Annotated in this window: 21 protein-coding genes; 5 read left to right on the top strand and 16 right to left on the bottom strand. The window is 73.9% G+C overall.

Features of this window, described 5'->3' with window-relative positions:
* Window positions 1-49: 49 nt before the first annotated feature.
* The 3 genes from IE170_RS25585 to IE170_RS25575 form a co-directional block, all read right to left on the bottom strand.
* On the bottom strand, window positions 50-1,756 hold the full coding sequence (locus tag IE170_RS25585) for a DUF885 domain-containing protein (RefSeq protein WP_189811785.1): 1,707 nt from the start codon (window positions 1,754-1,756) through the stop codon (window positions 50-52).
* 191 nt (window positions 1,757-1,947) lie between these two features.
* The gene (locus IE170_RS25580; RefSeq protein ID WP_189811784.1) at window positions 1,948-3,369 is read right to left on the bottom strand and encodes a GNAT family N-acetyltransferase; all 1,422 of its coding nucleotides are present in this window, start codon (window positions 3,367-3,369) and stop codon (window positions 1,948-1,950) included.
* A gap of 137 nt (window positions 3,370-3,506) precedes the next feature.
* Window positions 3,507-4,358, bottom strand: a complete 852-nt coding sequence (locus IE170_RS25575) for an alpha/beta fold hydrolase (protein ID WP_189811783.1) — start codon at window positions 4,356-4,358, stop codon at window positions 3,507-3,509.
* A gap of 375 nt (window positions 4,359-4,733) precedes the next feature.
* Here IE170_RS25575 and IE170_RS25570 point away from each other — a divergent pair, with 375 nt between their 5' ends.
* Window positions 4,734-5,489: a GntR family transcriptional regulator gene (locus IE170_RS25570; protein WP_189811782.1), complete on the top strand. Its 756-nt coding sequence runs from the start codon at window positions 4,734-4,736 to the stop codon at window positions 5,487-5,489.
* Between the two features lie 549 nt (window positions 5,490-6,038).
* Here IE170_RS25570 and IE170_RS25565 read toward each other — a convergent pair.
* The 3 genes from IE170_RS25565 to IE170_RS25555 all read right to left on the bottom strand — a co-directional run bounded on the left by IE170_RS25565 (window position 6,039) and on the right by IE170_RS25555 (window position 9,142).
* On the bottom strand, window positions 6,039-7,196 hold the full coding sequence (locus IE170_RS25565; RefSeq protein WP_189811781.1) for an ROK family transcriptional regulator: 1,158 nt from the start codon (window positions 7,194-7,196) through the stop codon (window positions 6,039-6,041).
* Window positions 7,197-7,305: 109 nt separating this feature from the next.
* Entirely contained in the window at window positions 7,306-7,956 is a 651-nt protein-coding gene (locus IE170_RS25560; protein ID WP_189811780.1) for a response regulator transcription factor, read from the bottom strand.
* 4 nt (window positions 7,957-7,960) lie between these two features.
* On the bottom strand, window positions 7,961-9,142 hold the full coding sequence (locus IE170_RS25555; protein WP_189811779.1) for a sensor histidine kinase: 1,182 nt from the start codon (window positions 9,140-9,142) through the stop codon (window positions 7,961-7,963).
* 108 nt (window positions 9,143-9,250) lie between these two features.
* On the opposite strand from IE170_RS25555, the gene IE170_RS25550 reads away from it, so the two are divergent.
* The 3 genes from IE170_RS25550 to IE170_RS25540 are packed head-to-tail and all read left to right on the top strand — an operon-like array spanning window position 9,251 to window position 11,426.
* Window positions 9,251-10,159 carry an ATP-binding cassette domain-containing protein gene (locus tag IE170_RS25550; protein ID WP_189811778.1) on the top strand — a complete coding sequence of 303 codons (909 nt, stop codon included), beginning with the start codon at window positions 9,251-9,253 and terminating at the stop codon, window positions 10,157-10,159.
* Between the two features lie 32 nt (window positions 10,160-10,191).
* Window positions 10,192-10,941, top strand: a complete 750-nt coding sequence (locus tag IE170_RS25545) for an ABC transporter permease (protein ID WP_229885152.1) — start codon at window positions 10,192-10,194, stop codon at window positions 10,939-10,941.
* Between the two features lie 50 nt (window positions 10,942-10,991).
* Window positions 10,992-11,426 carry a hypothetical protein gene (locus tag IE170_RS25540; RefSeq protein WP_189811777.1) on the top strand — a complete coding sequence of 145 codons (435 nt, stop codon included), beginning with the start codon at window positions 10,992-10,994 and terminating at the stop codon, window positions 11,424-11,426.
* Window positions 11,427-11,509: 83 nt separating this feature from the next.
* Here IE170_RS25540 and mug read toward each other — a convergent pair whose 3' ends face one another.
* From mug to bioB, 8 genes are all read right to left on the bottom strand, one after another.
* The gene (mug, locus tag IE170_RS25535) at window positions 11,510-12,067 is read right to left on the bottom strand and encodes a G/U mismatch-specific DNA glycosylase (RefSeq protein WP_189811854.1); all 558 of its coding nucleotides are present in this window, start codon (window positions 12,065-12,067) and stop codon (window positions 11,510-11,512) included.
* On the bottom strand, window positions 12,064-13,497 hold the full coding sequence (purB, locus tag IE170_RS25530; protein ID WP_189811776.1) for an adenylosuccinate lyase: 1,434 nt from the start codon (window positions 13,495-13,497) through the stop codon (window positions 12,064-12,066). The genes mug and purB overlap by 4 nt, the downstream gene beginning before the upstream one ends.
* Window positions 13,498-13,568: 71 nt before the next feature.
* Window positions 13,569-14,360, bottom strand: coding sequence for an SGNH/GDSL hydrolase family protein (locus IE170_RS25525; protein ID WP_189811775.1), 792 nt, complete (start codon window positions 14,358-14,360; stop codon window positions 13,569-13,571).
* Window positions 14,361-14,414: 54 nt separating this feature from the next.
* A complete protein-coding gene (locus IE170_RS25520; protein ID WP_189811774.1) occupies window positions 14,415-15,440 on the bottom strand; it encodes a hemolysin family protein in 1,026 nt (341 codons plus the stop codon).
* The gene (locus IE170_RS25515; RefSeq protein ID WP_189811773.1) at window positions 15,437-16,786 is read right to left on the bottom strand and encodes a hemolysin family protein; all 1,350 of its coding nucleotides are present in this window, start codon (window positions 16,784-16,786) and stop codon (window positions 15,437-15,439) included. The genes IE170_RS25520 and IE170_RS25515 overlap by 4 nt, the downstream gene beginning before the upstream one ends.
* A gap of 276 nt (window positions 16,787-17,062) precedes the next feature.
* Window positions 17,063-17,809 carry a dethiobiotin synthase gene (gene bioD, locus IE170_RS25510; protein WP_189811772.1) on the bottom strand — a complete coding sequence of 249 codons (747 nt, stop codon included), beginning with the start codon at window positions 17,807-17,809 and terminating at the stop codon, window positions 17,063-17,065.
* Window position 17,810: 1 nt separating this feature from the next.
* Complete coding sequence (locus tag IE170_RS25505) at window positions 17,811-19,124, bottom strand: adenosylmethionine--8-amino-7-oxononanoate transaminase (protein ID WP_189811771.1); 1,314 nt, start codon at window positions 19,122-19,124, stop codon at window positions 17,811-17,813.
* Entirely contained in the window at window positions 19,117-20,364 is a 1,248-nt protein-coding gene (gene bioB, locus IE170_RS25500) for a biotin synthase BioB (protein WP_189811770.1), read from the bottom strand. Before bioB ends, IE170_RS25505 begins: the two co-directional genes overlap by 8 nt.
* A gap of 155 nt (window positions 20,365-20,519) precedes the next feature.
* Between bioB and IE170_RS25495 the strand changes: the two genes are divergently transcribed.
* Window positions 20,520-21,713: an 8-amino-7-oxononanoate synthase gene (locus IE170_RS25495; protein WP_189811769.1), complete on the top strand. Its 1,194-nt coding sequence runs from the start codon at window positions 20,520-20,522 to the stop codon at window positions 21,711-21,713.
* Window positions 21,714-21,762: 49 nt separating this feature from the next.
* Here IE170_RS25495 and IE170_RS25490 read toward each other — a convergent pair whose 3' ends face one another.
* Together IE170_RS25490 and IE170_RS25485 are read right to left on the bottom strand one after the other, a co-directional pair.
* Window positions 21,763-21,984 (bottom strand): DUF397 domain-containing protein, encoded by a 222-nt coding sequence (locus IE170_RS25490; protein WP_189811768.1) that lies wholly within the window; start codon window positions 21,982-21,984, stop codon window positions 21,763-21,765.
* An 11-nt stretch (window positions 21,985-21,995) separates the two neighbouring features.
* Window positions 21,996-22,880 carry a helix-turn-helix domain-containing protein gene (locus IE170_RS25485; protein ID WP_189811767.1) on the bottom strand — a complete coding sequence of 295 codons (885 nt, stop codon included), beginning with the start codon at window positions 22,878-22,880 and terminating at the stop codon, window positions 21,996-21,998.
* Window positions 22,881-23,039: the final 159 nt, after the last annotated feature.

Genomic DNA, 23,039 nt, shown 5'->3' with positions numbered 1-23,039 from the left:
CGCCCCCGCCGGACGGGGCCGCCGTTCCACCGGCGGCCCCCGGGTGCCGCTACAGGCGGGACAGCTCCTCCACCAGGTCGTCCAGGCCCAGCGAGCCCTGCGACAGCGCCGCCATGTGCCACGCCTTCAGGTCGAAGGAGTCGCCGTGCGCGGCGCGCGCGTTGTCCCGGCCCAGCAGCCAGGCGCGCTCGCCCAGCTTGTAGCCGATCGCCTGCCCCGGCATCGACAGGTAGCGCGTCACCTCGCTCTCGATGAACTCCGCCGGCCGGCTGTTGTGCAGCGTGAAGAACTCCTGCGCCAGCTCCACCGTCCAACGCTCGCCCGGGTGGAACGGCGAGTCGGCGGGGATCTCCAGGCCCAGGTGCATGCCGATGTCGACGATGACCCGCGCCGCGCGCATCATCTGGCAGTCCAGGTAGCCCAGGCGCTGCTCGGCGTCCTTGAAGTAGCCCAGCTCGTCCATCAGGCGCTCCGCGTACAGCGCCCAGCCCTCGACGTTGGCGCTGACCAGGCCGACGCTCGCCTGGTAGCGGGAGAGCCGGTCGGCGACGTGCGTCCACTGAGCCAGCTGCAGGTGGTGGCCAGGCACCCCCTCGTGGTACCAGGTGGAGACCAGGTCGTACACGGGGAAGCGGGTCTGCCCCATCGTCGGCAGCCAGGTCCGGCCGGGACGCGAAAAGTCCTCGGACGGGTTGGTGTAGTACGGGGCCGCCGCGCCGCCAGGAGGCGCGATCATCGACTCGACCCGCTTGACCCGCTCGGCGAGTTCGAAGTGGGTGCCGTCCAGGTTCTCGACGGCCTCGTCCATGAGGCCCTGCAGCCAGGCCCGGACCTCCTCGACGCCGTCGATGTGGGTGCCGTGCTCGTCCAGGTGGCGCAGTGCCTCCCACGGGCCCGCGCCCGGCAGGATCCTGGCCGCCTCGGTCTTCATCTCGGCGAGCAGGCGGTGGTACTCCGACCAGCCGTAGGCGTACGCCTCGTCCAGGTCGAGGTCCGTGCCGTTGTAGTAGCGCGACCAGCGGGCGTACCGCTCGCGGCCCACCGCGTCGGGCGCTCCCGCGACCGCCGGGGCGTACACCTGTGCCATCCACGCCTTCAGGCCGGCCACGGCGGCCGTCGCGACGGAGGCCGCCTCCGCCAGCTCGGCGCGCAGGGTCTCGGGACCGCCGGCCGCGAACTCGTCGAAGAAGGCGGTGGTGCCGTCCTCGTCCTGGCCGGCCCAGGTGGCGAGCTGGTCGATGAACGTGGCGGTGGCGCGCGGGCCGGCGTGCAGGCCGCGGTCCAGGCCCAGCTGCAGGCACTCGCGGTAGCCGCCCAGGGCCGCGGGGACCGCCCGCAGGCGCTCGGCGATGGCGGCCCAGTCGTCTTCCGTGTCCGCCGGGGTCAGCGTGAAGACCTCCCGGACGGCGTGCGCGGGGGAGTGGATGTTGCTGACCGTGCGCAGGTCCTCGTCCGCCTCGTACACGGCGAGTTCGGCGGTGAGGCGCTCCCGCAGCAGGCGGGCGCAGCGCCGTTCGGCGTCGCTGTCCGCGCCGGGCAGCCGCTCGGCGGCGTCGAGGCGGGCGAGGGTGGTGCGGGCCAGGTCGGCGACGGCTGCACGGCCGGCCGGGGAGAAGTCCGGGAGGCTGCGGGAGCTCGACGCGACACCGAGGTAGGTGCCGGTGATCGGGTCGAGGGCGATGAGGTCGTCGACGTAGGCGTCGGCGACCTGGCGCGGCAGCCGGGACGGGATGTCGCTGCGGAGGGTGTCTGACATGCGGACATCTTCGTACGGGGGGCGGCCCCCCGTCACCAGCGTTCGCTGTGGGCCTGCGGACCCCGGCCCGTTGTGCCACGGCCGTGCGCCCGGATCGCCCGCCGGGGCTGCCCCTGCGGACACGGCGGCGGGCGGCCGCAGAGGCCGGCAGCGGGCCGGCCGGGCCGCGGGCGGCGGCCCGGCGGCGGCCGTCAGCCGGCGGACCGCTGCTGCGCCTGCGGGGTCGTCGCCGCGGCGGTGGCAGGCTCAAGGCGGGCGGTGATCACGAGGGTGCCGTCCTCGACCTGGTAATCGAGGGGCAGCCCGAGGCCGCGCATCGCCGCGACCATGCCCGTGTTGGAGGCCTGGGTGACGGCGTAGACGCTGCCGCACCCCGCCTCGACGGCCATCGCGACGAGCCGCCGCAGCAGTTCGGAGCCGATTCCGCGGCGCTGCCACTCGTCCTCGATCAGCAGGGCGACCTCGGTCTCGTCCCCGTCCCACAACAGGTGGCCGAGGGCGATGAGCCTGCCGGAAGCGGTGGTCGCGGCCAGGGTGCGGCCGAAGCGCGGGCCGAGCAGGTGGTCGAGGTAGCGGTCGGCGTCGGCGACCGGCCCGTGGTAGCGCAGGCCGAGGGTGCGCTCGGAGCAGCGGTCGTGCATGGCACGGGCGGCGGCCAGGTCGGAGCCGTCGGCGCGGCGCACGGTGATCTCGTTGCCCTCCGGCAGCGTCAGGACGTCCTGGCTGCGCGGGACGCGCGGGCCGAGCCGGGCGTCGAGCTCGATGAGGGCGCGGGCGCGGGCGAACTCGGTCGGGGTGAAGGGCAGATGGGGCCGCTCCACGGTGATGGCCCCTCCCGAGGGGTCGCGCAGCCGCATGACCGTGGACTCGAGGACACCCTCGGGCGGGACGTCGGCGTCCGAGTTGGGGCGCCCGGACAGGGTGGTCGCGGGGACGGAGTGGATGGTGCAGCGGCCGAGCAGCCGGCGCAGCGACAGCGGCAGTTCGGCGGCGTCCAGTGCGGTGCGGGTGGCGAGGGCGAGCAGGCGGGTCGGCGGGTCGACCAGGTCGTGGGCGTCGGCCCGCTCGATCCAGGTGTCCCGGCCGCCGGCATCCGCGGCGGCGCGGGTGAGGTCGGCGGACGGCAGTCCGCCGGGTGCGCGCAGCAGGAACTCGTCGACGGTGCCGCCCTCGGGCAGCGGGTGCGTCTGCAGGGTCAGGATGTCCACGCCGGCCCGCGCGAGCGCCGTGCACAGCGCGGCCAGACTGCCGGGCTCGTCGCGCACGGTCGTCCGCATGCGCCACAGGGCGGACGCGCCCGCGGCGGGCGCCTCCGGCGCGGCGGCCGGTTCGGTAAGGGGCCCCGCGGCCCCCGTATCGGAGGGCGCCGTGCTCGCGGGCGGCGGGGCGTGGCCGTGGCGGCGCGCCCACCAGGTGTGGAACGCCGCCGTCAGCACGAGCGCCGCGGCCGAGGCGACGAGCAGCGTGGGGCCGCTCGGGCCGTGCACGACGAGGTTGGCGATGCCGTCGGCGACCGCGACGGCGCAGAAGAGCGCGGCCAGTTCGATGACGTCGCGGCGCCAGTGGTGGCGGTGGTGGTGGGGGCGGGCGGAGGCGGAGAGCTGTTCAGTCATGCACGCCACTGTGGCCGAGGGGTGTTGCGTGATCACGAACGGTCTGTGTCCGGCTGGTTAAGTGTCAATCTGGCCGATTTCGCCCTGTTTTCGGGGGACGACGGATCTCGACGTGACCGCTACACGCCGTGCCCGTTTCAGCGGGTCGGGCGGCCGGTGGTCCGTACGGTGTCAAGAACCACTCGGGCGACCAGTGCGGGGTCGTCGTTCATCGGGACGTGGCCGCAGCCGCGCAGCCGCACCAGCCGGGCGTCACGGACGACGTGCTTGGCCCGTACCCCCTGGCGGGGCAGGAGCAGCCGGTCCCGCGAGCCCCAGGCGATGGTGACCGGAACATCCGGGACGTCGTCGGTGAAGCGCACCGAGCGGCCCGCCGCCAGGGTCTCCTCGAAGCCGGTGGCCTGCCGGAGGGCCAGTGTCTCGGCGACCACGGCCTCCGGCGAACGGCGCGCGGGGCGGGCGTAGATGGTGCCGGTGAGCGCGGTCCGGCCGGCGGCGCTGTGGGAGAGGCGCTCCAGCGTCGACAGCGGCAGGGCCATCGCGCCGACCCGCATCGCCCGCAGGGTGGCGAAGGCGTACCGGCGCTCGGCCTCGGTCCAGAAGCCGGCCGGGGAGAGCGCCGTCACCGAGCGGGCCAGGCTGTCGCGGCCCATCTCGAGTGCGAGGAGCCCGCCGAGGGAGTTGCCGACGACGTGCGGGCGGTCGGCGCCCAGCACCGAGCAGAGCGAGCCGAGGGCGGCGGCGACGGTCGGCAGGTCGTACGGGACGCCTTCCGGCAGGGGCTCGGAGGTCCCGAAGCCGGGGAGGTCGACCGCGATGACGTCGTGCTCGGCGGCCAGGATGTCGGTCACCGGCTCCCAGGCCTGCAGGTGGTGCCCTATGCCGTGCAGGAGGAGGAGCGGTTCGCCGGAGCCCTTGCGCTCGTACGTGACGGTGGCGGTGCGGGGGCCCAGCGGTGTGTCGACCGGGAAGGAAACCGTGGCGGTCATGCTGCTCCTCGTCGGGGAGACGCGTGTGAGACAGGCTGTCAGTAATGACTACGTCATGATTACCGCCCGGTAGGGCGTCACTACAAGCCTGCGGTGCGGGCGTGTCGGGGCGGACCCGCGGCGGGGCGGGGCGAGCGGCCGACTGCCTGCGGGGGAGCCTCGGATGTCCACATGGGCGGCTCGGGGCGCGCACGAACATCGCATGAACGGCGCGATGCGAATGCCCGGTCTGCCCGGGAAAGGGGGGACCATTGGTCTTGACCAAGGTGCCGCACCGTCCTATGGTCGCAGGGATAGTGCAAGAACCTTTAATAAACAAGGGCGCGGAACTGCCGCTGGAACACGGCGATTGCAGCGATGGCAGGAGGAGTCAGGGTGGGGACCACGCAGCTGGAAACGGTGCCGGAGCCGAAGTACTGGCACCTCAAGACCGTCCTGAGCGAGGCACTCGACCGCGACTTCGCCGTCGGTGAGGTCCTGCCGAACGAGCGGGAGCTCGCCGCCCGCTTCGGCGTGGCCCGCGCGACCCTGCGCCAGGCCTTGGAGCAGCTCGAACTCGAAGGCCGCCTCCAGCGCCGCCGCGGCGTCGGCACCACCGTCGCCCCGCCGCGGGTCGGCGTCGCCGTCGGCGGAGCCCGCCAGGGCTGGCCCGGCGAGGAGGCCGACGGCTGGCAGGCCGTCGACGCGGCCGAGGCACTCCCGCCCGCCGCGGTGGTCGGCCTCCTCGGCACCGCCGCCGAGCAGCCGGTCCACACCGTGCGGCGGACCCGCGTCACGCACGGCCAGTCCGTCGCCGCCGAACTGCTGTACGTCCCCACCGGCTCCGTGCCCGGCCTGGCCGCCATCGATGCCCCGGCCGGACCGGCCCGCGCCCGCGCCGTCCTGCGGGAACTCCAGCGGCTCACCCTGGACGGCCAGGACCGCTCGGTCGAGCTCGGCTCGGCGCGCGCCGACGACGCCAAGGAACTGGACCGCCTGCCCGGCGCCCCCGTCCTGGTGGTCACCACCCGCTACTTCACGGCCTCCGGCACGGCCGCCGTCTCCGTCGCCACCTACCGCGCCGACACCTGCCGCCTCACCTTCGGCGACTCGGGCGTCGAGATCGCGCACGAGGACCGCGCCGCTTCCTGACCCCGTACGACCACCCCGGTCCACGGCCCCCGTCAGCCACCCGCCCGGGGGCTGCCCCACGCCCGGGCCGTGCAGCGGGCGCGGCTGGGCGGGATGACTGGGGGCAGCTCCGCGCTCCGGGCTGGGAAGGCCGCGCGGCCAGGACGGAGACCGGGAGCCGGCTCCGCGCCCCGCGCCGGGAGGAGGAGCCGATACGCGGCCCCGAGGAGAACCGTGACAGCGCCGCGCCCGGGGCCCGGGGGAGGGCGCGCGGCCCCGAGGCGGACTGGAGGCAGTGACGCCCGCCCGGGGCCGCTGCGGGTCACCGCCACCGAGGACGGACCGGGAGCGAACGCCGGGGACACGGCCTCCCGCCCGGGGCGCAGGCCGTCTCTTCCGCCTCGGGCTCCCCCCAGCTCCGCTGGGCGGTGCTCTCATGCCTGCGCTGCCCGGTACCGCACCTTGCCGTTTCGCCGCGCCCGCGTGCCCCAGTACGCGGAGAGCCCTCCGTCTTGCGGTGCACCGCACCGGACGACGCGGGCTTGACCGGCAGGACCCAAACGGGGCGGCCTAGCGGCGGCGGGAGGTGACCGACTTCTCCACGGCGAACAGCTCCTCCTCGACCTGGTCCAGCGCCAGCCGCAGGGCGCCGGTCGCCACCGCGGCCTCGCCGAGCAGGGACTGCGCCACCCGCGGCGGACGCAGGCAGTAACGCTCCAGCTCCCGCCGCAGCGGATCCAGGACGCCGTCCAGCCCGGCGGCCCAGCCACCCACGACCACCAGCTCGGGGTCCATGGCCAGCACCAGCGCAGCCACATCGTGCACGAGCCGCTGGATGAACCGCTCCACCGCGGCCACGGCCCGCTCGTCCCCGCGCCGGGCCATGGCGAACACCTCGGCCACCGCCTGCTCGTCCAAGGGGTGCAGCGGCTCGCCCGTCGTCGAGAGCAGCTTCTCGGGCGTCACCTCCCGGCCCAGCAGGTGCAGCGCGCCGATCTCGCCGGCCGCCCCGCCGTACCCGCGGTGCAGCCGGCCGCCGATCAGCGAGCCCGCACCCGGGCTGAGACCGGCCATCACGAACACCATGTCGTCGGTGTCCTGCGCCGCCCCCTTCCAGTGCTCGGCCAGCGCAGCCGCGTTCGCGTCGTTCTCCACCTGCACCGGGCAGCGGAACGACCTCCGCAGCCGCTCGCCGAGCGGCAGCCCCGTCCACTCCGGCAGGGCCGTGCCCAGACGCACCGTGCCGTCCGCCTCCACGATCCCCGGACTGCCGACCCCGACCGCCCGCAGAGAGTCCCGGGGCACCCCGGCCCGCCGCAGCAGATCGGCCACCGCCGCACGGACCTTGTCGAGCCGCTCGTCCGCCGGCGCCGTCTCGGCGACGTCCTTCGTACCGGCCCCGATGACCCGGCCGTCCAGCCCGGACAGCAGGACCGCGATCCGGTGGGAGCCGATCTCGATGCCGAGCAGGTGTCCCGCCTCGGCCCGGAACCGGAAGCGGCGGGCAGGCCGCCCCTGGCGCCTGGCACCCTCCTCGGCCTCCGCCTCGACGACGAGCCCGGTGCCCATCAGCTGCTCCACGACGCCCTCGACGGTCGGCCGGGAGAGCCCGGTCACCCGCGTGAGGTCGGTGAGCGTCGGCGACTGGGCGGCCCGCAGCGCACGCAGCACCACGGCCGAATTGATCCGCCGGAGCAGAGAGGGATCCCCGCCGGTCAGCTGCCCCAACGTCGTTTCCTCCCAGCCGGCGAGCCTGTCAGCCGGATCGTACTGCCCGCCCCCGGCGGCGGCGAGAAGCGCCCCCCTGGCCGCACCCCGCGGCGGCGGCTGCGCCCTCTCAGGCCGGGGCTACGAACCCCGACTCGTACGCCGCGATCACCGCCTGTGTCCGGTCCCGAGCACCCAGCTTCGCGAGCACCGCACTCACGTGGGACTTCACGGTCTCGGCCCCCACGAACATCTCGGCCGCGATCTCCGCGTTCGTCATCCCGCGTGCCATCCGCCGCAGCACTTCCTCCTCCCTCTCCGTCAACGCCGCCCGCTCCAGCCGGGCCCGCGCCGAACTCGTTCCGTACTCCGCGGCGAGCGACCGCACCGCCGCCGGGAAGAGGAGGGTCTCCCCTTCCGCGACCAGCCGCACGGCGTGCACGATCTCGGACGGCCGGGCCCGCTTCAGCAGGAACCCGTCGGCCCCCGCCCGCAGCGCCCGGTACACGTACTCGTCGTTTTCGAAAGTCGTCACCACCAGGATCTTCGGCGGTTCGTCGATGCTCTTCAGGACCGCCTTGGTCGCCTCGATGCCGTCCAGCAGCGGCATCCGCACGTCCATCGCCACCACGTCCGGCCGGAGCTTCCGCACCAGCGGGATCACGGCCGCCCCGTCGGCGGCCTCCCCGACCACCTCGATGTCGGGCTGTGCGTCCAGTACAGCGCGCAGACCCGCACGCACCAGCGGCTCGTCGTCGACGAGCAGAACCGTGACAGACATCCGCTCAGCCTATGCCCTTCAACGGCAGCCGGGCCCTGACCCTCCACCGCCCTGCATGCGGACCCGTGTCGGCGGTCCCGCCGAGCAGGGCCGCCCGCTGCCGTATGCCCCGCAGCCCGCTCCCGCTCCCGCCGGGGCCGGCCTCCTCCATGTCCGCCGGCAGCGGATTGGTCACCTCCAACTCCAGTCCCTTCTTCGTCACGTCCACCCGGACCCGCACCGGGACCGGTCCGCAGTGCCGCAGCACGTTCGTGAGCGCCTCCTGCAGGATCCGGTACGCCTCCTGGGAAACGGGTCCCGGCAGCGAGTCCAGCGACCCGTCCAGTTCCGCGTCCACCTCCGCGCCCGAGGCCCGCGTGGACTCCAGCAGCCGGCCGGCGTCCGCGAGGGTCGGCCGCTGGGACGGCCGGGGCCCCGCATGCCGCAGCAGCACCAGCACGCGCTCCAGGTCTTCCAAGGCGGCGCGCCCCGTCTCCTCGATGGCATCCAACGCCCGCTTGGTGAACGCAGGATCACCCGCAGCGCGCGCTGCGCCGGCCTGCACCACGGCCACGGTCAGTGCGTGTCCGATCGTGTCGTGCAGCTCCCGCGCGATCCGCGTGCGCTCCAGCAACTGCTCGGTCCGCTCCTCCAGGACGGACAGCCGGTCCGCGGTCGACGGCCCCAGCAGCCGCACCGCGACAAGGGTGACCAGGTCCCCCATCAGATGCACCACCGTGACCAGCGCCAGAGGGGGCAGCGGAACGAGCACTGCGGCCAGCCAGCGCGGCGGCACCACCGGCAGCACCTCCGCGTTCTCCAAGGGGAAGCCGAGGGCGACGGCCAGCAGTTCGACGGTGGCCATCGCGAGGACGACAGTCGCGAACATCGCCGCGGCCGCCAGCAGCATGCGCACCTCCAGCCACAGGACCGTCCGCCACCGGTCCCCCCACCGCTTCGACGAGGACGCCGATATGGCGCCCTCGCCGGAGCTCCATTCGTCGGGGGTGAGGAGGAAGCGGGCCTGCAGGCCCTCGGCCATCCGCACCCGAGGCAGCAGACCGAGCGGCGCGATCACCAGGGCGGGCACCCACAGGTGCCGTGGGTCTATGAACCCCCACAGCGCCACCAGCAGCATGGGCACGCACAGGTGCAACCAGCGCGAATAGGTGAGCGGTTGGAGAGGCGCCCTGATCAGTCGGTTCATGGCCCCATCGTGTCAGCGGCCGAGCACACGGCTCCTCCCCCGCACGGGGGAGACGGTCCCCCCGCGCGGGGGAGGATCGAAGACGCCGGCCGCGGCCAACCTTGAGGCATGAACACGATCCAAATGCGGGCACTGACCAAGGAATACGGCGCGAAGACGGCCGTGGACCACCTCACCTTCGATGTCCTTCCCGGCCGGGTGACGGGCTTCCTGGGCCCCAACGGCGCCGGGAAGTCGACCACCCTCCGGCTCCTTCTGGGCCTCGACCGGGCCACGTCCGGCACGGCCACCGTCGGCGGCCTCCGGTACACCGACCTCGAACAGCCCCTGCTGCGCGTCGGCGCTCTGCTCGACGCCCACGCCGCGCACGGCTCGCGGACCGCCCGCAGCCACCTGCGCGCCCTGGCGGCCGCCAACCGCATCCCGGCGCGACGGGTGGAAGAGGTGCTGGAGCGGACGGGCATCGCGCCCGCCGCCGACCGGAGGATCAAGACGTACTCGCTGGGCATGCGGCAGCGGCTCGGCATAGCCGCCGCCCTCCTCGGCGACCCCGGCGTCATCCTGCTCGACGAGCCCGCCAACGGCCTCGACCCGGAGGGCATCATCTGGATCCGGGAGCTGATGCGCGGCCTGGCCGCAGAGGGCCGGACCGTGCTCGTCTCCAGCCACCTGATGTCGGAGACCGCCGCCTTCGCCGACCACCTCCTCATCCTGGGCCGGGGCAGACTGCTCGCCGATACGCCGACCGCGGCGTTCATCGAGGAGCGCAGCACGCCACGCGTCCGGCTGCGTACCTCGGAGCCGGGACGCCTGCGGGCGGCGCTCGCCGAAGCCGGCCTGGAGGCGGTGGAGGGCTCGGGCCACTGGACCGTCGAAGGGGTCCGGGCGGAGCGGATCGGAGCGCTCGCGGCCCGCGAGGGCATACCCGTGCTCGAACTGGCCGACGAGCAGGTCTCGCTGGAGCAGGCCTACCTCGACCTCACCGCGGTCCACGCCGAATTCACCACCGCCCGCTGACATCTCCGCCCCTACAGCAGAGGAGACCTGCCGTGTACGGAACCGCACTGCCCACCCGACCCGCCCTGCACGCGGAATGGATCAAGATACGGTCGCTCCGGGGCACCGTCGGGGCCCTGACCGCGATACTCGTCGCCACTGCCGGCATTCAGGCGCTGTCCGCCGCCGCAGGCACCGTGGAGGACGGCAGCCTCGGCGAGGACCCCCTGTTCGCCGCCTTCTTCGGGATCAACTTCGGGCAGATAGCGGCCATAGCCTTCGGCGCGAGCGCCTTCGCCGCCGAGTTCCACAACGGCGGACTGCGCGTCTCCCTCACCTCCGTTCCGAACCGCACCCGGTTCTACCTCTCCAAAATGGCAGTGGTCGCCGCCCTGGCCCTTGCTGTCGGATTGGCTGCGGGGCTCGCCTCCTTCACAGCCGGGCAGGCGCTCGGCGGGGCGTCCGCGCCGGGATGGGACACACCCGGTGCGGGCCGGGCCGTCGTCGGCAGCGGCCTCTACCTGATGGTGATGGCGCTGTTCGCAGCCGGCCTCACAGCGGTCCTGCGCAGTGGCACCCTCGTCCTGGGTCTGCTCATACCGCTGATCCTCATCGTCTCCTTCGTCATCGGCGGGCTCGTGGGAGGACCGGCGCAGTACCTGCCCGACCGCGCCGGGCAGATGGTGCTGCGGAGCGTGGAGCACGGGGCGCTCGGCCCGTGGACCGGGCTGGGTGTGAGCGCGCTGTGGGCGCTCGCCGCGCTGGCCGCGGGCTGGCTGGCGGTCCGCCACCGGGACGCCTGACGGGACGTGACGACCCGCCAGTTGTCAGTGGCGGCTCGGATACTGACGGCATGACCACGGCAGAGCATCTCGAGACCATCGACCGGCTCCGCGTGCAGGGGTTTTCGGAGACCAGGGTGCGGTCCGGGGCCGTGACCAGCGGTCCCGGCTACCACCTGGCCGAGCTCGGACCGAGCCGCTGGTACGGGGACGAGGACGCGGCCGACCGCGCGGCACACGAGGACCAGCTGGCCGCGGAGTACGGGGCGCTGGTCCGGCGGCTGGAGGACCGCTGGGGGGCCTCCGACGTGTTCAGCCTAATCGGGCTGCGGCTGAAGCAGGGAGGTGGGGAAACCGCAGAGCCCTGGCGGGAGATGGGCGACACCGCCGACCACCTGCACCTGTGGCGGGCCGGTGACCGGTGGGTCGCCGTGTACGCGGCCCGCTGGGGGGCCGACCACTCGCCGCAGCTGATGGCGGCGGTCACCGTGATCGACCCGCCGTAGATCCCGTGAGGGCAGGGCCCCTACGCCTTCGGGTGTCGGACGGGTGTGGTCGAGCGGCCGGCAGGCGGGGAGCCGGCTTCCGGTCAGGCGTCGTCGTCGGGTGCGGGGGATTCGGCGGCGGCGCGGAGGCGGGCGAACTCCGCTGCCATGGTCTCTGCCGTCCAGTGGGCGTTGAGTCCGCTGGGGTTCGGCAGGGCCCAGATCCGGGTGCGGCCGATGGTCCGCTCCTGCGGGCCGATGAGGGCCTTCCGCTCGCCGCAGGCGGTGCGGTAGGCGGTGACACCGACGACGGCCAGCCATTGCGGGCGCAGCCGCTCGACCTTGGCGGTCAGGATCCGGCCGCCCTCGACGAGCTCCTGAGCGGTCAGCTCGTCGGCGCGGGCCGTGGCCCGGGCGACGACGTTCGTGATGCCCAGCCGGTAGGCCAGCAGCTGCTCCTGCTCCGCCGGGGCCAGGCGGCGGGGGGTGAAGCCGGACAGGTGCAGGACCGGCCAGAAGCGGTTGCCGGGGCGGGCGAAGTGGTGGCCCGTCGCGGCGGAGAGGAGACCGGGGTTGATACCGCAGAACAGCACGCGCAGGCCGCCCGCGACCACGTCGGGGACGACGCGGTCGCGGGCGGCCTGAAGCTCCTCGGGGGTCAGAGGATCGACCCCGGGGTGTACCCGGCGGCCTCCGGGTACTGCTTGGAGATCTCCTCGACGCGGGCGACGATCGTCGCGACCTGGTCACCGGCGGCTCCCGTGAAGGACAGCTTGTCGGCCATCAGGGCGTCGAGCTGGGCCCGGTCCAGCGGCATCCGGTCGTCGGCGGCCAGCTTGTCCAGCAGCTCGTTGCGCTCGGCGCCCTGCTCGCGCATGGCGAGCGCGGAGGCCACCGCGTGCTCCTTGATGACCTCGTGGGCGGCCTCACGGCCGACGCCCGCCCGCACTGCGCCCATCAGGACCTTGGTGGTCGCGAGGAACGGCAGGTAGCGGTCCAACTCGCGGGCGACAACGGCGGGGAAGGCGCCGAACTCGTCGAGGACCGTCAGGAAGGTCTCCAGCAGGCCGTCGAAGGCGAAGAACGCATCGGGGAGGGCGACGCGGCGGACCACGGAGCAGGACACGTCGCCCTCGTTCCACTGGTCGCCGGCGAGCTCGCCGGTCATCGAGGCGTAGCCGCGCAGGATGACCATCAGGCCGTTGACGCGCTCGCAGGAGCGGGTGTTCATCTTGTGCGGCATCGCGGAGGAGCCGACCTGGCCCGGCTTGAAGCCCTCGGTGACGAGCTCGTGGCCGGCCATGAGCCGGATCGTCTTCGCGATCGAGGACGGCGCCGCGGCCAGCTGCACGAGTGCGGTGACCACGTCGTAGTCGAGGGAGCGGGGGTAGACCTGGCCGACCGAGGTGAAGGCCTGGGCGAAGCCGAGGTGGGCGGCGATCCGCTGCTCCAGGTCGGCGAGCTTCGCGGCGTCGCCGCCGAGAAGGTCCAGCATGTCCTGGGCGGTGCCGACCGGGCCCTTGATCCCGCGCAGCGGGTAGCGGCCGATCAGGTCCTCCAGGCGGTCGAACGCGACCAGCAGCTCGTCTGCCGCGGTGGCGAAGCGCTTGCCCAGGGTGGTCGCCTGGGCGGCGACGTTGTGGGAGCGGCCTGCCATGACCAGCTCGGCGTGCTCGCCGGCCAGCCTGCCCAGGCGGGCGAGGACGGCCACCGTGCGGTTGCGGGCCAGTTCGAGGGAGAGCCGGATCTGGAGCTGCTCGACGTTCTCGGTCAGGTCGCGGGAGGTCATGCCCTTGTGGACGTGCTCGTGGCCGGCGAGGGCGTTGAACTCCTCGATGCGGGCCTTCACGTCGTGCCGGGTGACCTTCTCGCGCTCGGCGATCGAGGCGAGGTCGACGTCCTCCAGGACGCGCTCGTAGTCGGCGAGGGCGGCGTCGGGGACGTCGATGCCGAGGTCCTTCTGGGCGCGCAGCACGGCGAGCCACAGCCGCCGCTCCAGCGTGACCTTGTACTCGGGGGACCACAGGACGGCGAGCTCCGGGGAAGCGTAGCGGCCGGCCAGGACATTGGGGATGCGGGGCTTGGCTGTCACGTAAAGGGATTCTACTTGGGGAGGTGCTGTGCGTTTACGCAGGTCGGGACCCCGTCCCGGTTTGTGCCTTGCTACGAGGGCCGCTCGGCCGCGGCCGCCTCGTACGGGACCAGCTCCGGGCGCTTCGCGGGCAGGCCGTCCCCGGAGGAGCGGCCCGCCAGCCGGCGGCCGATCCACGGCAGCAGGTGCCGGCGGGCGAAGCTCAGGTCCTGCGAGCGGCGGGCCGCCCAGCCCGGCAGCACCGCGGGCGGCAGTCCCGCCCGCCAGTCCTCCTCGGCCGGCAGCCCCAGGGACTGCCACACCGCCTCGGCGACCCTGCGGTGCCCCTCGGCGGTCAGGTGCAGCCGGTCCACGTCCCACATGCGGGGGTCGCCGAGGACCTCTGCGCCGTACAGGTCGACGACGACGGCGCCGTGCCGGGCGGCGAGCTCCTCGACGATGCCGAAGAGCTGCTCCATCCGCGGGCGGAACCGCTCCATCACCGGGCCGTTCCGGCCGGGGGAGCGCATCAGCACCAGCGTCCGGCACGAGGGGGCCAGGATACCGACGGCCTCTTCGAGGTGGCCGCGGACCCGGCCCATGTCGACCTTGGGCCGCAGGGCGTCGTTGAGCCCGCCGACGAGGGTCACCACGTCCGCCCGCATCGCCGCCGCGGCCGGGGCCTGCTCGGCCGCGATCTGGCCGATCAGCTTCCCGCGGACCGCGAGGTTCGCGTAGCGGAAGCCCGGCTCGCGCGCCGCAAGGCGGGCGGCCAGCAGGTCCGCCCATCCCCGGTAGGAGCCGTCCGGGCGCAGGTCGGACATGCCCTCGGTGAAGGAGTCGCCGACCGCGACGAAGCTGGTGTAAGACGCATTGATCCCCATGGCGCTGCGAGCCTACCGCGCGGTAGCCCCGGGGTGCCGGGCACCCCGGGGCCGTCAGGCGGAAGCGGGGCGGCCGAACAGCTCGCGCAGGACGTCCTCCATCGTCACCAGGCCGGTCATCGCCCCGTCCGCGCCGAGGACGGCCGCCAGGTGCGTGCGGCTGCGCCGCATCGCCGTGAGCACGTCGTCCAGCGGGGTGTCCGCCCGGACCTGGGCGATGGCGCGCAGATCCGCCACCGGGAACGGCTGGTCCCGCTCGGGCCCGTCCGCGTCCAGCGCGTCCTTGACGTGCAGGTAGCCCAGGATCCGGGCCTGCCCGTCGACCACCGGGAAGCGGGAGTAGCCCGAGGAGGCCGACAGCCCCTCCAGGCCCGCCGGGGTGATGCCCAGCTTGGCGGCGACGACCCGGTCCGACGGCAGGACGACGTCCCTGACGGGCCGGCGGCCGAGTTCCAGTGCGTCGTGCAGGCGCTCGCTCGCCCGGTCGTCGATCAGGCCGGCCTCGCTGGAGTCCTTGACGATCTGTGCCAGCTCGTCGTCGGAGAACGTCGCCGACACCTCGTTCTTCGCGTCGACCCGCAGCAGCCGCAGCAGCACGTTCGCGAAGGCGTTGATCGCGAAGATCACCGGCCGGAGCGCACGGGTCAGCGCCACCAGCGGCGGCCCCAGGAGCAGGGCCGTCCGCACCGGCTCGGAGAGCGCCACGTTCTTCGGGAGCATCTCGCCGAAGAGCATGTGCAGGTACGTCGCCAGGGTGAGCGCGATCACGAACGAGATCGCGTGGACCAGCCCGGACGGCACGCCGACGAGCTCGAAGACCGGCTCCAGCAGGTGCGCGATGGCGGGCTCGGCCACCGCGCCGAGCACCAGCGTGCACAGCGTGATGCCCAGCTGGGCCGCGGCCATCAGCGCCGACACGTGCTCCAGGCCCCACAGGACGGACCGGGCCCGCCGGTCGCCCTGTTCGGCGTGCGGCTCGATCTGGCTGCGCCGGACAGAGATAAGGGCGAATTCGGCGCCGACGAAGAAGGCGTTCACGACGAGGGTCGCGAGGCCGATCAGGAGTTGCAGCAGGGTCATCGCGCGGTCTCCCCGCCCTCGTCGCCCTCGGCGTCGCCGGAGCCGTCCGGTGCGTGCAGCAGGACCCGCGCGGCCCTGCGCCCGCTCGCGTCGACCACGTCGAGCCGCCATCCGTCGAGGTCCAGGCTGTCGCCGACGGCCGGGATCCGGCCGAGGCCGGTCGCCATCAGCCCGGCCAGCGTCTCGTACGGGCCGTCCGGGACACGCAGTCCTATCCGCCGCAGCTGGTCGGTGCGGGCGGAGCCGTCCGCCGAGTACAGCTCGCGCCCGGCGCCGTCCCGGCCGGCCGGGGCCAGGTCGGGGGCCTCGTGCGGGTCGTGCTCGTCGCGGACCTCGCCCACGACCTCCTCGACGATGTCCTCCAGGGTCGCCACCCCGGCCGTGCCGCCGTACTCGTCGATGACGACGGCCATCGTCTGCTTCCCGGACAGCCGGTCCAGCAGCCGGTCCACGGTCAGGGACTCCGGTACGAACAGGGGGGCGCGCAGCAGCTGCGATACGGGGTGGCGGTGGCGCGCCTCGGCCGGGAGGGCGAGGACGTCCTTGATGTGGACGGTGCCCACCACGGAGTCGAGATTGCCCCGGTAGACCGGGAAGCGCGACAGGCCGGTCGCCAGCGTCGCGTTGGCGACGTCCTCGGCGGTGGTCTGCACGTCCAGGGCCGTCACCTGCACGCGCGGCGTCATGACGTTCTCCGCGGTCAGGTCGGCCAGGTTGAGGGTCCGCACGAACAGCTCGGCGGTGTCCCGCTCCAGCGCGCCCTCCCTCGCCGAGTGCCGGGCCAGCGCCACCAGCTCCTGGGGGGTGCGGGCGGAGGCCAGCTCCTCGGCCGGCTCCATGCCGAGCCGGTGCACCATGTGGTTCGCGGTGGTGTTCAGGTGGCTGATGAACGGCCGGAAGATCCGGCTGAAGACACGCTGCATCGTCGCCACGCGCTTGGCCACGGCCAGCGGTGAGGAGATCGCCCAGTTCTTCGGCACCAGCTCGCCGACCACCATCAGCACGACGGTCGAGACGGCCGTGCCGAGGACCACGGCGGTGGAGGAGGCGGCGCCGGGCGGCAGGCCCATCGCCTCGAAGGGGCCCCGGAGCAGGGCGGAGATGGACGGCTCGGAGATCATGCCGATGATCAGGCCGGTCACCGTGATGCCCAGCTGCGCTCCGGAGAGCTGGAAGGTCAGGCTGCGGACGGCGGACAGCGCGCTGTCCGCGCCGCGTTCGCCGCGCTCGACGGCCCGTTCGAGTTCGCTGCGCTCGACGGTGGTCAGGGAGAACTCGGCCGCCACGAACACCCCGCAGGCAAGGCAGAGCAGCAGCGCCACGACGAGCAGGAGCACTTCGGTCATCGGTCCGTCACCTCCGTTCCATGATCGGCCAGGAGGAGGGGCAGCGCGCGATGTCGGCTACTGGGGGGCTCGCCCATGGGCGGACGCTCACACCTTTCGTCGGGAGTGCCGGTCGGAACCGGCCGGGAACGGCGGTTCGTCCGAGCCGGCCGACCGGGCGGGCAGCCCGGGCCGCGGCTCTGCCCACCATGGTAAAGGACCAGCAAAGTGGCGTGGCTGCCCGTGTACGGGTCCCCGCAAACGCGGGACGCGCCGGTACGGGCAGCCGCCCCGCCCTCAGGCCGCCGGCGCCCCACCCGCCGGGCCGGGCGCCCAAGCGGCCCGGAAGTCCGCCGCGGACCAGGTGCCCGACAGTGCCGGCGCCAGCCAGGTCGGCGCCGCCGCCCGGAACTCCTCCGGGGCCAGCGCCCCGGACCGCTCCGGGACCGCGCCGAGCAGCGGCAGCCCGGAGGAGGACGGCAGGTCGGCCAGGTTGCAGCGGCAGGCGAGGTCGGGGGCGGCGGGCCAGCTGCCCACCACGACACCGAGCGCCGACAGGCCGCGCGCCCGCAGCGCCTCCGCGGTCAGCGTCGTGGAGTTCAGCGTGCCGAGGGCCGCGGGCGCGACGACCAGCACCGGAGCGCCCATGAGCGCCGCCGCGTCGGCCAGGGTGCGCCCGGCCGCGTCGAAGCGGACCAGCAGCCCGCCCGCACCCTCCACCAGCACCAGGTCGTGCGAGGCGGCGAGCTTGCCCGCGGCCTCCGCGACCTCCTCGGGTGTCACGGCCGCCATCCCGGCACGCCGCGCCGCCGTGTCCGGAGCGAGCGGCTCCGGGTACCGGGCCAGTTCGACGGCCGTCACGCGGGGGCCGGCCAGCCGGGCCGCTTCGGCGGCGTCCCCCGGAACCCCCGGCTCCAGGCCGGTCTGGGCGGGCTTCAGGACGGCCACGGAACGGCCTTCGGCGGCGGCCGCGGCGGCGACGGCCGCCGTCACCACCGTCTTGCCGATCTCCGTGCCCGTCCCGGACACCACGATCACGCCCATCTCAGCCCTCCCCGGCCGCAGCGCACACGGCGCGGCAGATCCGCGCCACGTCCTCGTCGCCCGTCACGAACGGCGGCATCGTGTACACCAGGTCGCGGAACGGCCGCAGCCAGACGCCCTCGCGCACCGCCGCCGCCGTCGCGGCCGCCATGTCCACCTCGTGGTCCAGCCGGACCACGCCGATCGCGCCCAGGACCCGCATGTCGAGGACGCCGGGCAGCGCCCGGGCCGGGGCCAGCCCCTCCAGGAGCCCCGCCTCGATCCGCTTGACCTCCCGCTGCCAGTCCTGGCCGAGCAGCAGGTCGATCGAGGCCAGCGCCACCGAGGCGGCCAGCGGGTTGCCCATGAACGTCGGCCCGTGCGCCAGGACCGGCACCTCGCCCCGGGAGATCCCGGACGCCACCCGCTCCGTGCACAGCGTGGCCGCGAGCGTCAGGTACCCGCCGGTCAGGGACTTGCCCAGGCACATCACGTCGGGCGTGATGCCCGCGTGGTCCGCGGCGAACAGGGCGCCGGTGCGCCCGAAGCCCGTCGCGATCTCGTCCAGGACGAGCAGGACGTCGTACTCGTCGCACAGCTCGCGCAGGACGCGCAGGTAGCCGGGGCTGTGGAAGCGCATGCCGCCCGCGCCCTGGACCACCGGCTCCACGATGACGGCGGCCAGCTCGTCGGCGTGCGCCGCGATCAGCGTGCGCAGGTGCGCCGCGTACGCCGGGTCGACGGGGGCGTCGAAGCCGGCGGGCGGGACGTCCGCGAAGACCTGCTCCGGCAGGACGCCGGACCACAGCCCGTGCATGCCGCCCTTGGGGTCGCAGACGGCCATCGGCGTCCACGTGTCGCCGTGGTAGCCGCCGCGCCAGGTCATCAGCCGGCTCTTGCCGAGGCGGCCCAGCGAGCGCCAGTACTGCAGGCACATCTTGGCCGCGACCTCGACCGCGACGGAGCCCGAGTCGGAGAGGAAGACGTGTTCCAGGCCCTCCGGGGTGATCTCGACGAGCTTCGCGGCCAGCCGGACGGCGGGCTCGTGGGTGAGCCCGCCGAACATCACGTGCGACATGCGGCCGAGCTGGTCGGCCGCTGCCTCGTTCAACACCGGGTGGTTGTAGCCGTGGATGGCCGACCACCAGGAGGACATGCCGTCGACCAGCTCGTCGCGGCCGTGCGCCGGCTGCGCGAGGCGCAGCCGGACACCCGAGGCGGAGGAGACGACGAGCGGCTCCTGGCGCCCCGGCATCGGCCCGTACGGGTGCCAGACGTGCTGCCGGTCCAGGGCGAGCAGTTCGCCGGCCGTCAGCGGGGGGTGCCGGTCAGGCATTGGGGGCGAGGTCCGTGCCGGCGCCGCGGCGGCGCACCGCGACCAGGTCCGGGCGCACCGCGCCGGGCTCCGCCTGGGAGGGCGCGGCGGGCGCGGCCTCGGCGGCGGCCCCTGTGGGGTCCGCGTGGCCCGCGCAGCCGCCGCAGGCCGAGCCGCAGCCGGCCTCGGCGGGTGCGGAACCGCACGGCCCGTGACCGGCCGCCGCACCCGCGGCCGCAGTGGCAGCCGCGACGTCGGCGCGGTGTGCGGGCAGGCTCGACGTGCCGGCGCCCTCCACCGTGAAGCCGGCGTCCGCGATCATGTCGAGGTCGGCCTGGCCGGCCTGGCCCTCGCTGGTGAGGTAGTCGCCGAGGAAGATCGAGTTCACCAGGTGCAGCGCCAGCGGCTGCATGGTGCGCAGGTGGACTTCGCGGCCGCCGGCGAGGCGCACCTCGACGTCCGGGCAGACGAACCGGACCATCGCGAGGATCCGCAGGCAGCGCTGCGGGGTGAGGTTCCACTCCTTGGCCAGCGGGGTGCCCTCGAAGGGGATCAGGAAGTTCACCGGGACCGAGTCCGGGTCGAGCTCGCGCAGCGAGAAGACGACGTCGACCAGGTCCTCGTCGCTCTCGCCCATGCCCGCGATGAGGCCCGAACAGGCGGACAGGCCGGCGGCGTGCGCCTTCTGCACCGTGTCGACGCGGTCGGCGTAGGTGTGCGTCTTGGTGATCTGCCCGTACGTCGCCTCGGACGTGTTCAGGTTGTGGTTGTAGGCGTCGGCCCCGGCGTCCTTCAGCCGCTCGGCCTGGCCGTCGGAGAGCAGGCCCAGGCAGGCGCAGACCTCGACGCCCTCGTTCTGCTCCTTGATCGCCTCGATGGTCTTGCCGACGCGCTCCACGTCCCGGTCCGTCGGGCCGCGGCCGCTCGCCACCAGGCACACGCGCTTGGCGCCGCCCGCGATGCCGGCCGCCGCGGCCGCCGAGGCCTCGTCCGGCTTCAGCCAGGTGTACTTGAGGATCTCCGCCTTCGACCCGAGGCGCTGCGAGCAGTAGGAGCAGTCCTCGGGACAGAGCCCCGACTTCAGGTTGACGAGGTAGTTCAGCTTGACCCGGCGCCCGAACCACTGGCGGCGCACCTTGCCGGCCGCGGCCACCACGTCGAGCAGTTCGTCGTCGGAGGTCGCCAGCACGGCGAGCGCCTCTTCGCGGGTCGGCAGCTCACGCCGCAGCCCCTTGTCCACCAGGGTGTTCAGCAGGTCCATGACGCCGATCCTGGACCACGCGAGCGCTCCCGGCCAAGGAGAGATCGCACAACATGGCCGGAACGGAGTGTGTGTATCGCCACACCTGGCACTCGAGTCGCGGCCGCTAGGGTCGGGCATCGTCTGTGGACAGCCGACAAACCGCGAGGACCCGAATGCCCCAGCACAGCCGCGAGGCCGACGCGCCCGCCGACGTGTTCGCCTGGATCGACGAGGCCGAGCGGGCCCGTGAACAGGCGGGACTGGTGCGGACCCTGCGGCCCCGCAGCGCCGCCTCGCCCCTGCTGGACCTCGCGAGCAACGACTACCTCGGCCTGTCCCGACACCCGGAGACCGTCCGAGGCGCGTGCGCGGCGGCCGAGGAGTGGGGCGCGGGCGCCACTGGATCGCGCCTGGTGACCGGCACGACCGCACTTCATGCCGAGCTCGAGCGAAAGCTCGCCGACTTCTGCGGGTTCGAGGCCGCGCTGGTGCTGTCCTCGGGGTACGCGGCCAACCTGGCGGCCGTCACCGCGCTCGCCGGCCGGGGCGCCCTCGTCGCCTCCGACTCCGGCAACCACGCCTCGATCGTCGACGGCTGCCGGCTCTCCCGCGCCGAGACGGCGGTGATCCCGCACGCCGATCCGGAGGCCGCCCGCAAGACGCTCGCCGCGCACACCGGGCGCGCCCTGCTGGTCACGGACTCCGTCTTCTCCGTCGACGGTGACGCCGCCCCGCTCGCCGGCTACGCCGACGCCTGCAGGGCCCGGGGTGCGGCGCTGGTCGTGGACGACGCGCACGGCCTCGGCGTCCTCGGCGAGGGCGGCCGGGGCGCCCTGCACGCGGCCGGGCTGGCGGGGGCGCCGGGGGTGGTCGCGACGCTGACCCTCTCGAAGTCCCTGGGCAGCCAGGGCGGGGCCGTCCTCGGCCCGGCCAAGGTGATCCGCCACCTGGTCAACACGGCCCGCACCTTCATCTTCGACACCGGGCTCGCGCCGGCCGCCGCGGGCGGGGCCCTGGCGGCACTGCGGCTGCTGCGCCGCGAACCGGAACGGGCCGCACGGGCCCGCGAGGTGGCAGCGCTGCTGCACGGGCGGCTCACCACGGCCGGACTGGCCTCGGCCCGGCCCGACGCCGCCGTGGTGTCCGTACGGGCCCCCTCGGCGGCGGCGGCCCTGCGGTGGGCCGCCGACTGCCGGGAGGCCGGGCTGTCCGTGGGGTGCTTCCGGCCGCCGTCGGTTCCGGACGGCGTCTCGCGGCTGCGGCTGACCGCCCGCGCCGATCTCACGGGGGACGAGATCGAGCGGGCCGTCGCGGTGATCCTGCGGACCGCCCCCGCGGGGGCGGCGGAGCTGCCCCGGGCCTTCTGACGGCGGAGCCGCCGGGTCCGGTGTGCGGTGCCCGGCGGGCCGGTTGCGGTCAGGCGGGCCCGTGCGCCCGCACGCAGGCGAGGAAGCCGTTCCAGGCGGGCCCGGTGAAGAGCACCGCCGGGCCGTCCGTCCGTTTGGAGTCGCGGACGGCCAGGAGGCCGCCGGAGAGCACGGCCGTTTCCACACAGTTGTTCATTCCGGTGCTGCGGCTGCTCCGCCGCCACGTCGCGCTGTTCAGAAGTCCGCCTGTGAAGAGGGGGGTTGCGGACACGGGGTGCCTCCTTACGCGCCGTCAGCCAGTGAGCTGATGAGATCCGACGAGTCTTCGGGCGGGAGGGCGTGCGCCTGGATGGTGCGGAACGCGGCGCTGTAGGCCTCGAGGTCTTCCTTCCGCTCCAGATAGAGGCTACTCGTCAAATGGTCGAGGACCACCACATCCAGATCGGCGATGTTCGGAAATGAGAAAATAACGAACGGTCCGGTCAGGCCGAGATGACCCCCCACGCTGAACGGCAGCACCTGTAGGCGCACTTGGGGCAGGCGGGCCACCGCCACCAGGTGCCTCAGCTGCGCCTTTATCACCCCCGGCCCCCCGATCTGCCGCCGCAGCACGGCCTCGTCGAGCACCGCGCTCAGCTCCAGCGGCGGATCGGCCCGCAGCACCGCCTGCCTGGCCAGCCGTACCTCGACCAGCGCGTCCACCTTCGGCTCCGGTAGCCCGCCGAGGGCGGCCCGCGTCACCGCGCGCGCGTATTCCGGGGTCTGGAGCAGCCCCGGCACCACGGACAACTCGACCGTCCGGGCGGAGCGGGCGCCGGCCTCCAGGCTGATGAAGTCCCGGTACTCCTGCGGCAGGAGGCCCCGGTAGTCGTGCCACCACTGCCGCTCCCGGCCGGCGCCGCCCCCCGGCCCCGGGCCGGCCGCCGAGACCGACAGCGCCTCCAGCAGGGCCCGCTGCTCGGGGCGGACGACGTCTTCGTACGCGTCGAGCAGCAGCCGGATGTCCTCCGGTTTCACGCCACTGCGGCCCGTCTCGATGCGGCTGATTTTCGACTGGTGCCACCCCACGATCCGGGCGGCCTCGCCGCTGGTCAGTCCCGTGCGGTCGCGCAGCGCGCGCAGTTCCTCTCCGAGCTTGCGCCGACGCACCGCGGGGCCATGCTGCATACCCGCCTCCTTCCACCGGCACAGATCGCACCAGTCTGCCGTCCAAATACGCTATTCCGTAGCAGAGTTCACCGCATTGGGCGACAGATATATGCGGATCTCGGGTGAACGGCGGCAGCGGCAGGACGATGGGTGGCACTCTGGCGTCCAGCACAGATC

Source organism: Streptomyces toxytricini, assembly GCF_014649915.1.
Taxonomy (GTDB): Bacteria; Actinomycetota; Actinomycetes; order Streptomycetales; family Streptomycetaceae; genus Streptomyces; species Streptomyces toxytricini.
The sequence above is the reverse complement of the archived record's forward strand: the minus strand, read 5'-3'. Positions and strand labels throughout refer to the sequence as shown.

Coding starts and splice junctions, on each gene's coding strand:
- IE170_RS25585 (WP_189811785.1), bottom strand. CDS start 1,756: ATGTCAGACACCCTCCGCAGCGACATCCCGTCCCGGCTGCCGCGCCAG.
- IE170_RS25580 (WP_189811784.1), bottom strand. CDS start 3,369: ATGACTGAACAGCTCTCCGCCTCCGCCCGCCCCCACCACCACCGCCAC.
- IE170_RS25575 (WP_189811783.1), bottom strand. CDS start 4,358: ATGACCGCCACGGTTTCCTTCCCGGTCGACACACCGCTGGGCCCCCGC.
- IE170_RS25560 (WP_189811780.1), bottom strand. CDS start 7,956: ATGTCTGTCACGGTTCTGCTCGTCGACGACGAGCCGCTGGTGCGTGCG.
- IE170_RS25555 (WP_189811779.1), bottom strand. CDS start 9,142: ATGAACCGACTGATCAGGGCGCCTCTCCAACCGCTCACCTATTCGCGC.
- IE170_RS25550 (WP_189811778.1), top strand. CDS start 9,251: ATGAACACGATCCAAATGCGGGCACTGACCAAGGAATACGGCGCGAAG.
- IE170_RS25540 (WP_189811777.1), top strand. CDS start 10,992: ATGACCACGGCAGAGCATCTCGAGACCATCGACCGGCTCCGCGTGCAG.
- IE170_RS25525 (WP_189811775.1), bottom strand. CDS start 14,360: ATGGGGATCAATGCGTCTTACACCAGCTTCGTCGCGGTCGGCGACTCC.
- IE170_RS25520 (WP_189811774.1), bottom strand. CDS start 15,440: ATGACCCTGCTGCAACTCCTGATCGGCCTCGCGACCCTCGTCGTGAAC.
- IE170_RS25515 (WP_189811773.1), bottom strand. CDS start 16,786: ATGACCGAAGTGCTCCTGCTCGTCGTGGCGCTGCTGCTCTGCCTTGCC.
- bioD (WP_189811772.1), bottom strand. CDS start 17,809: ATGGGCGTGATCGTGGTGTCCGGGACGGGCACGGAGATCGGCAAGACG.
- IE170_RS25505 (WP_189811771.1), bottom strand. CDS start 19,124: ATGCCTGACCGGCACCCCCCGCTGACGGCCGGCGAACTGCTCGCCCTG.
- bioB (WP_189811770.1), bottom strand. CDS start 20,364: ATGGACCTGCTGAACACCCTGGTGGACAAGGGGCTGCGGCGTGAGCTG.
- IE170_RS25495 (WP_189811769.1), top strand. CDS start 20,520: ATGCCCCAGCACAGCCGCGAGGCCGACGCGCCCGCCGACGTGTTCGCC.
- IE170_RS25485 (WP_189811767.1), bottom strand. CDS start 22,880: ATGCAGCATGGCCCCGCGGTGCGTCGGCGCAAGCTCGGAGAGGAACTG.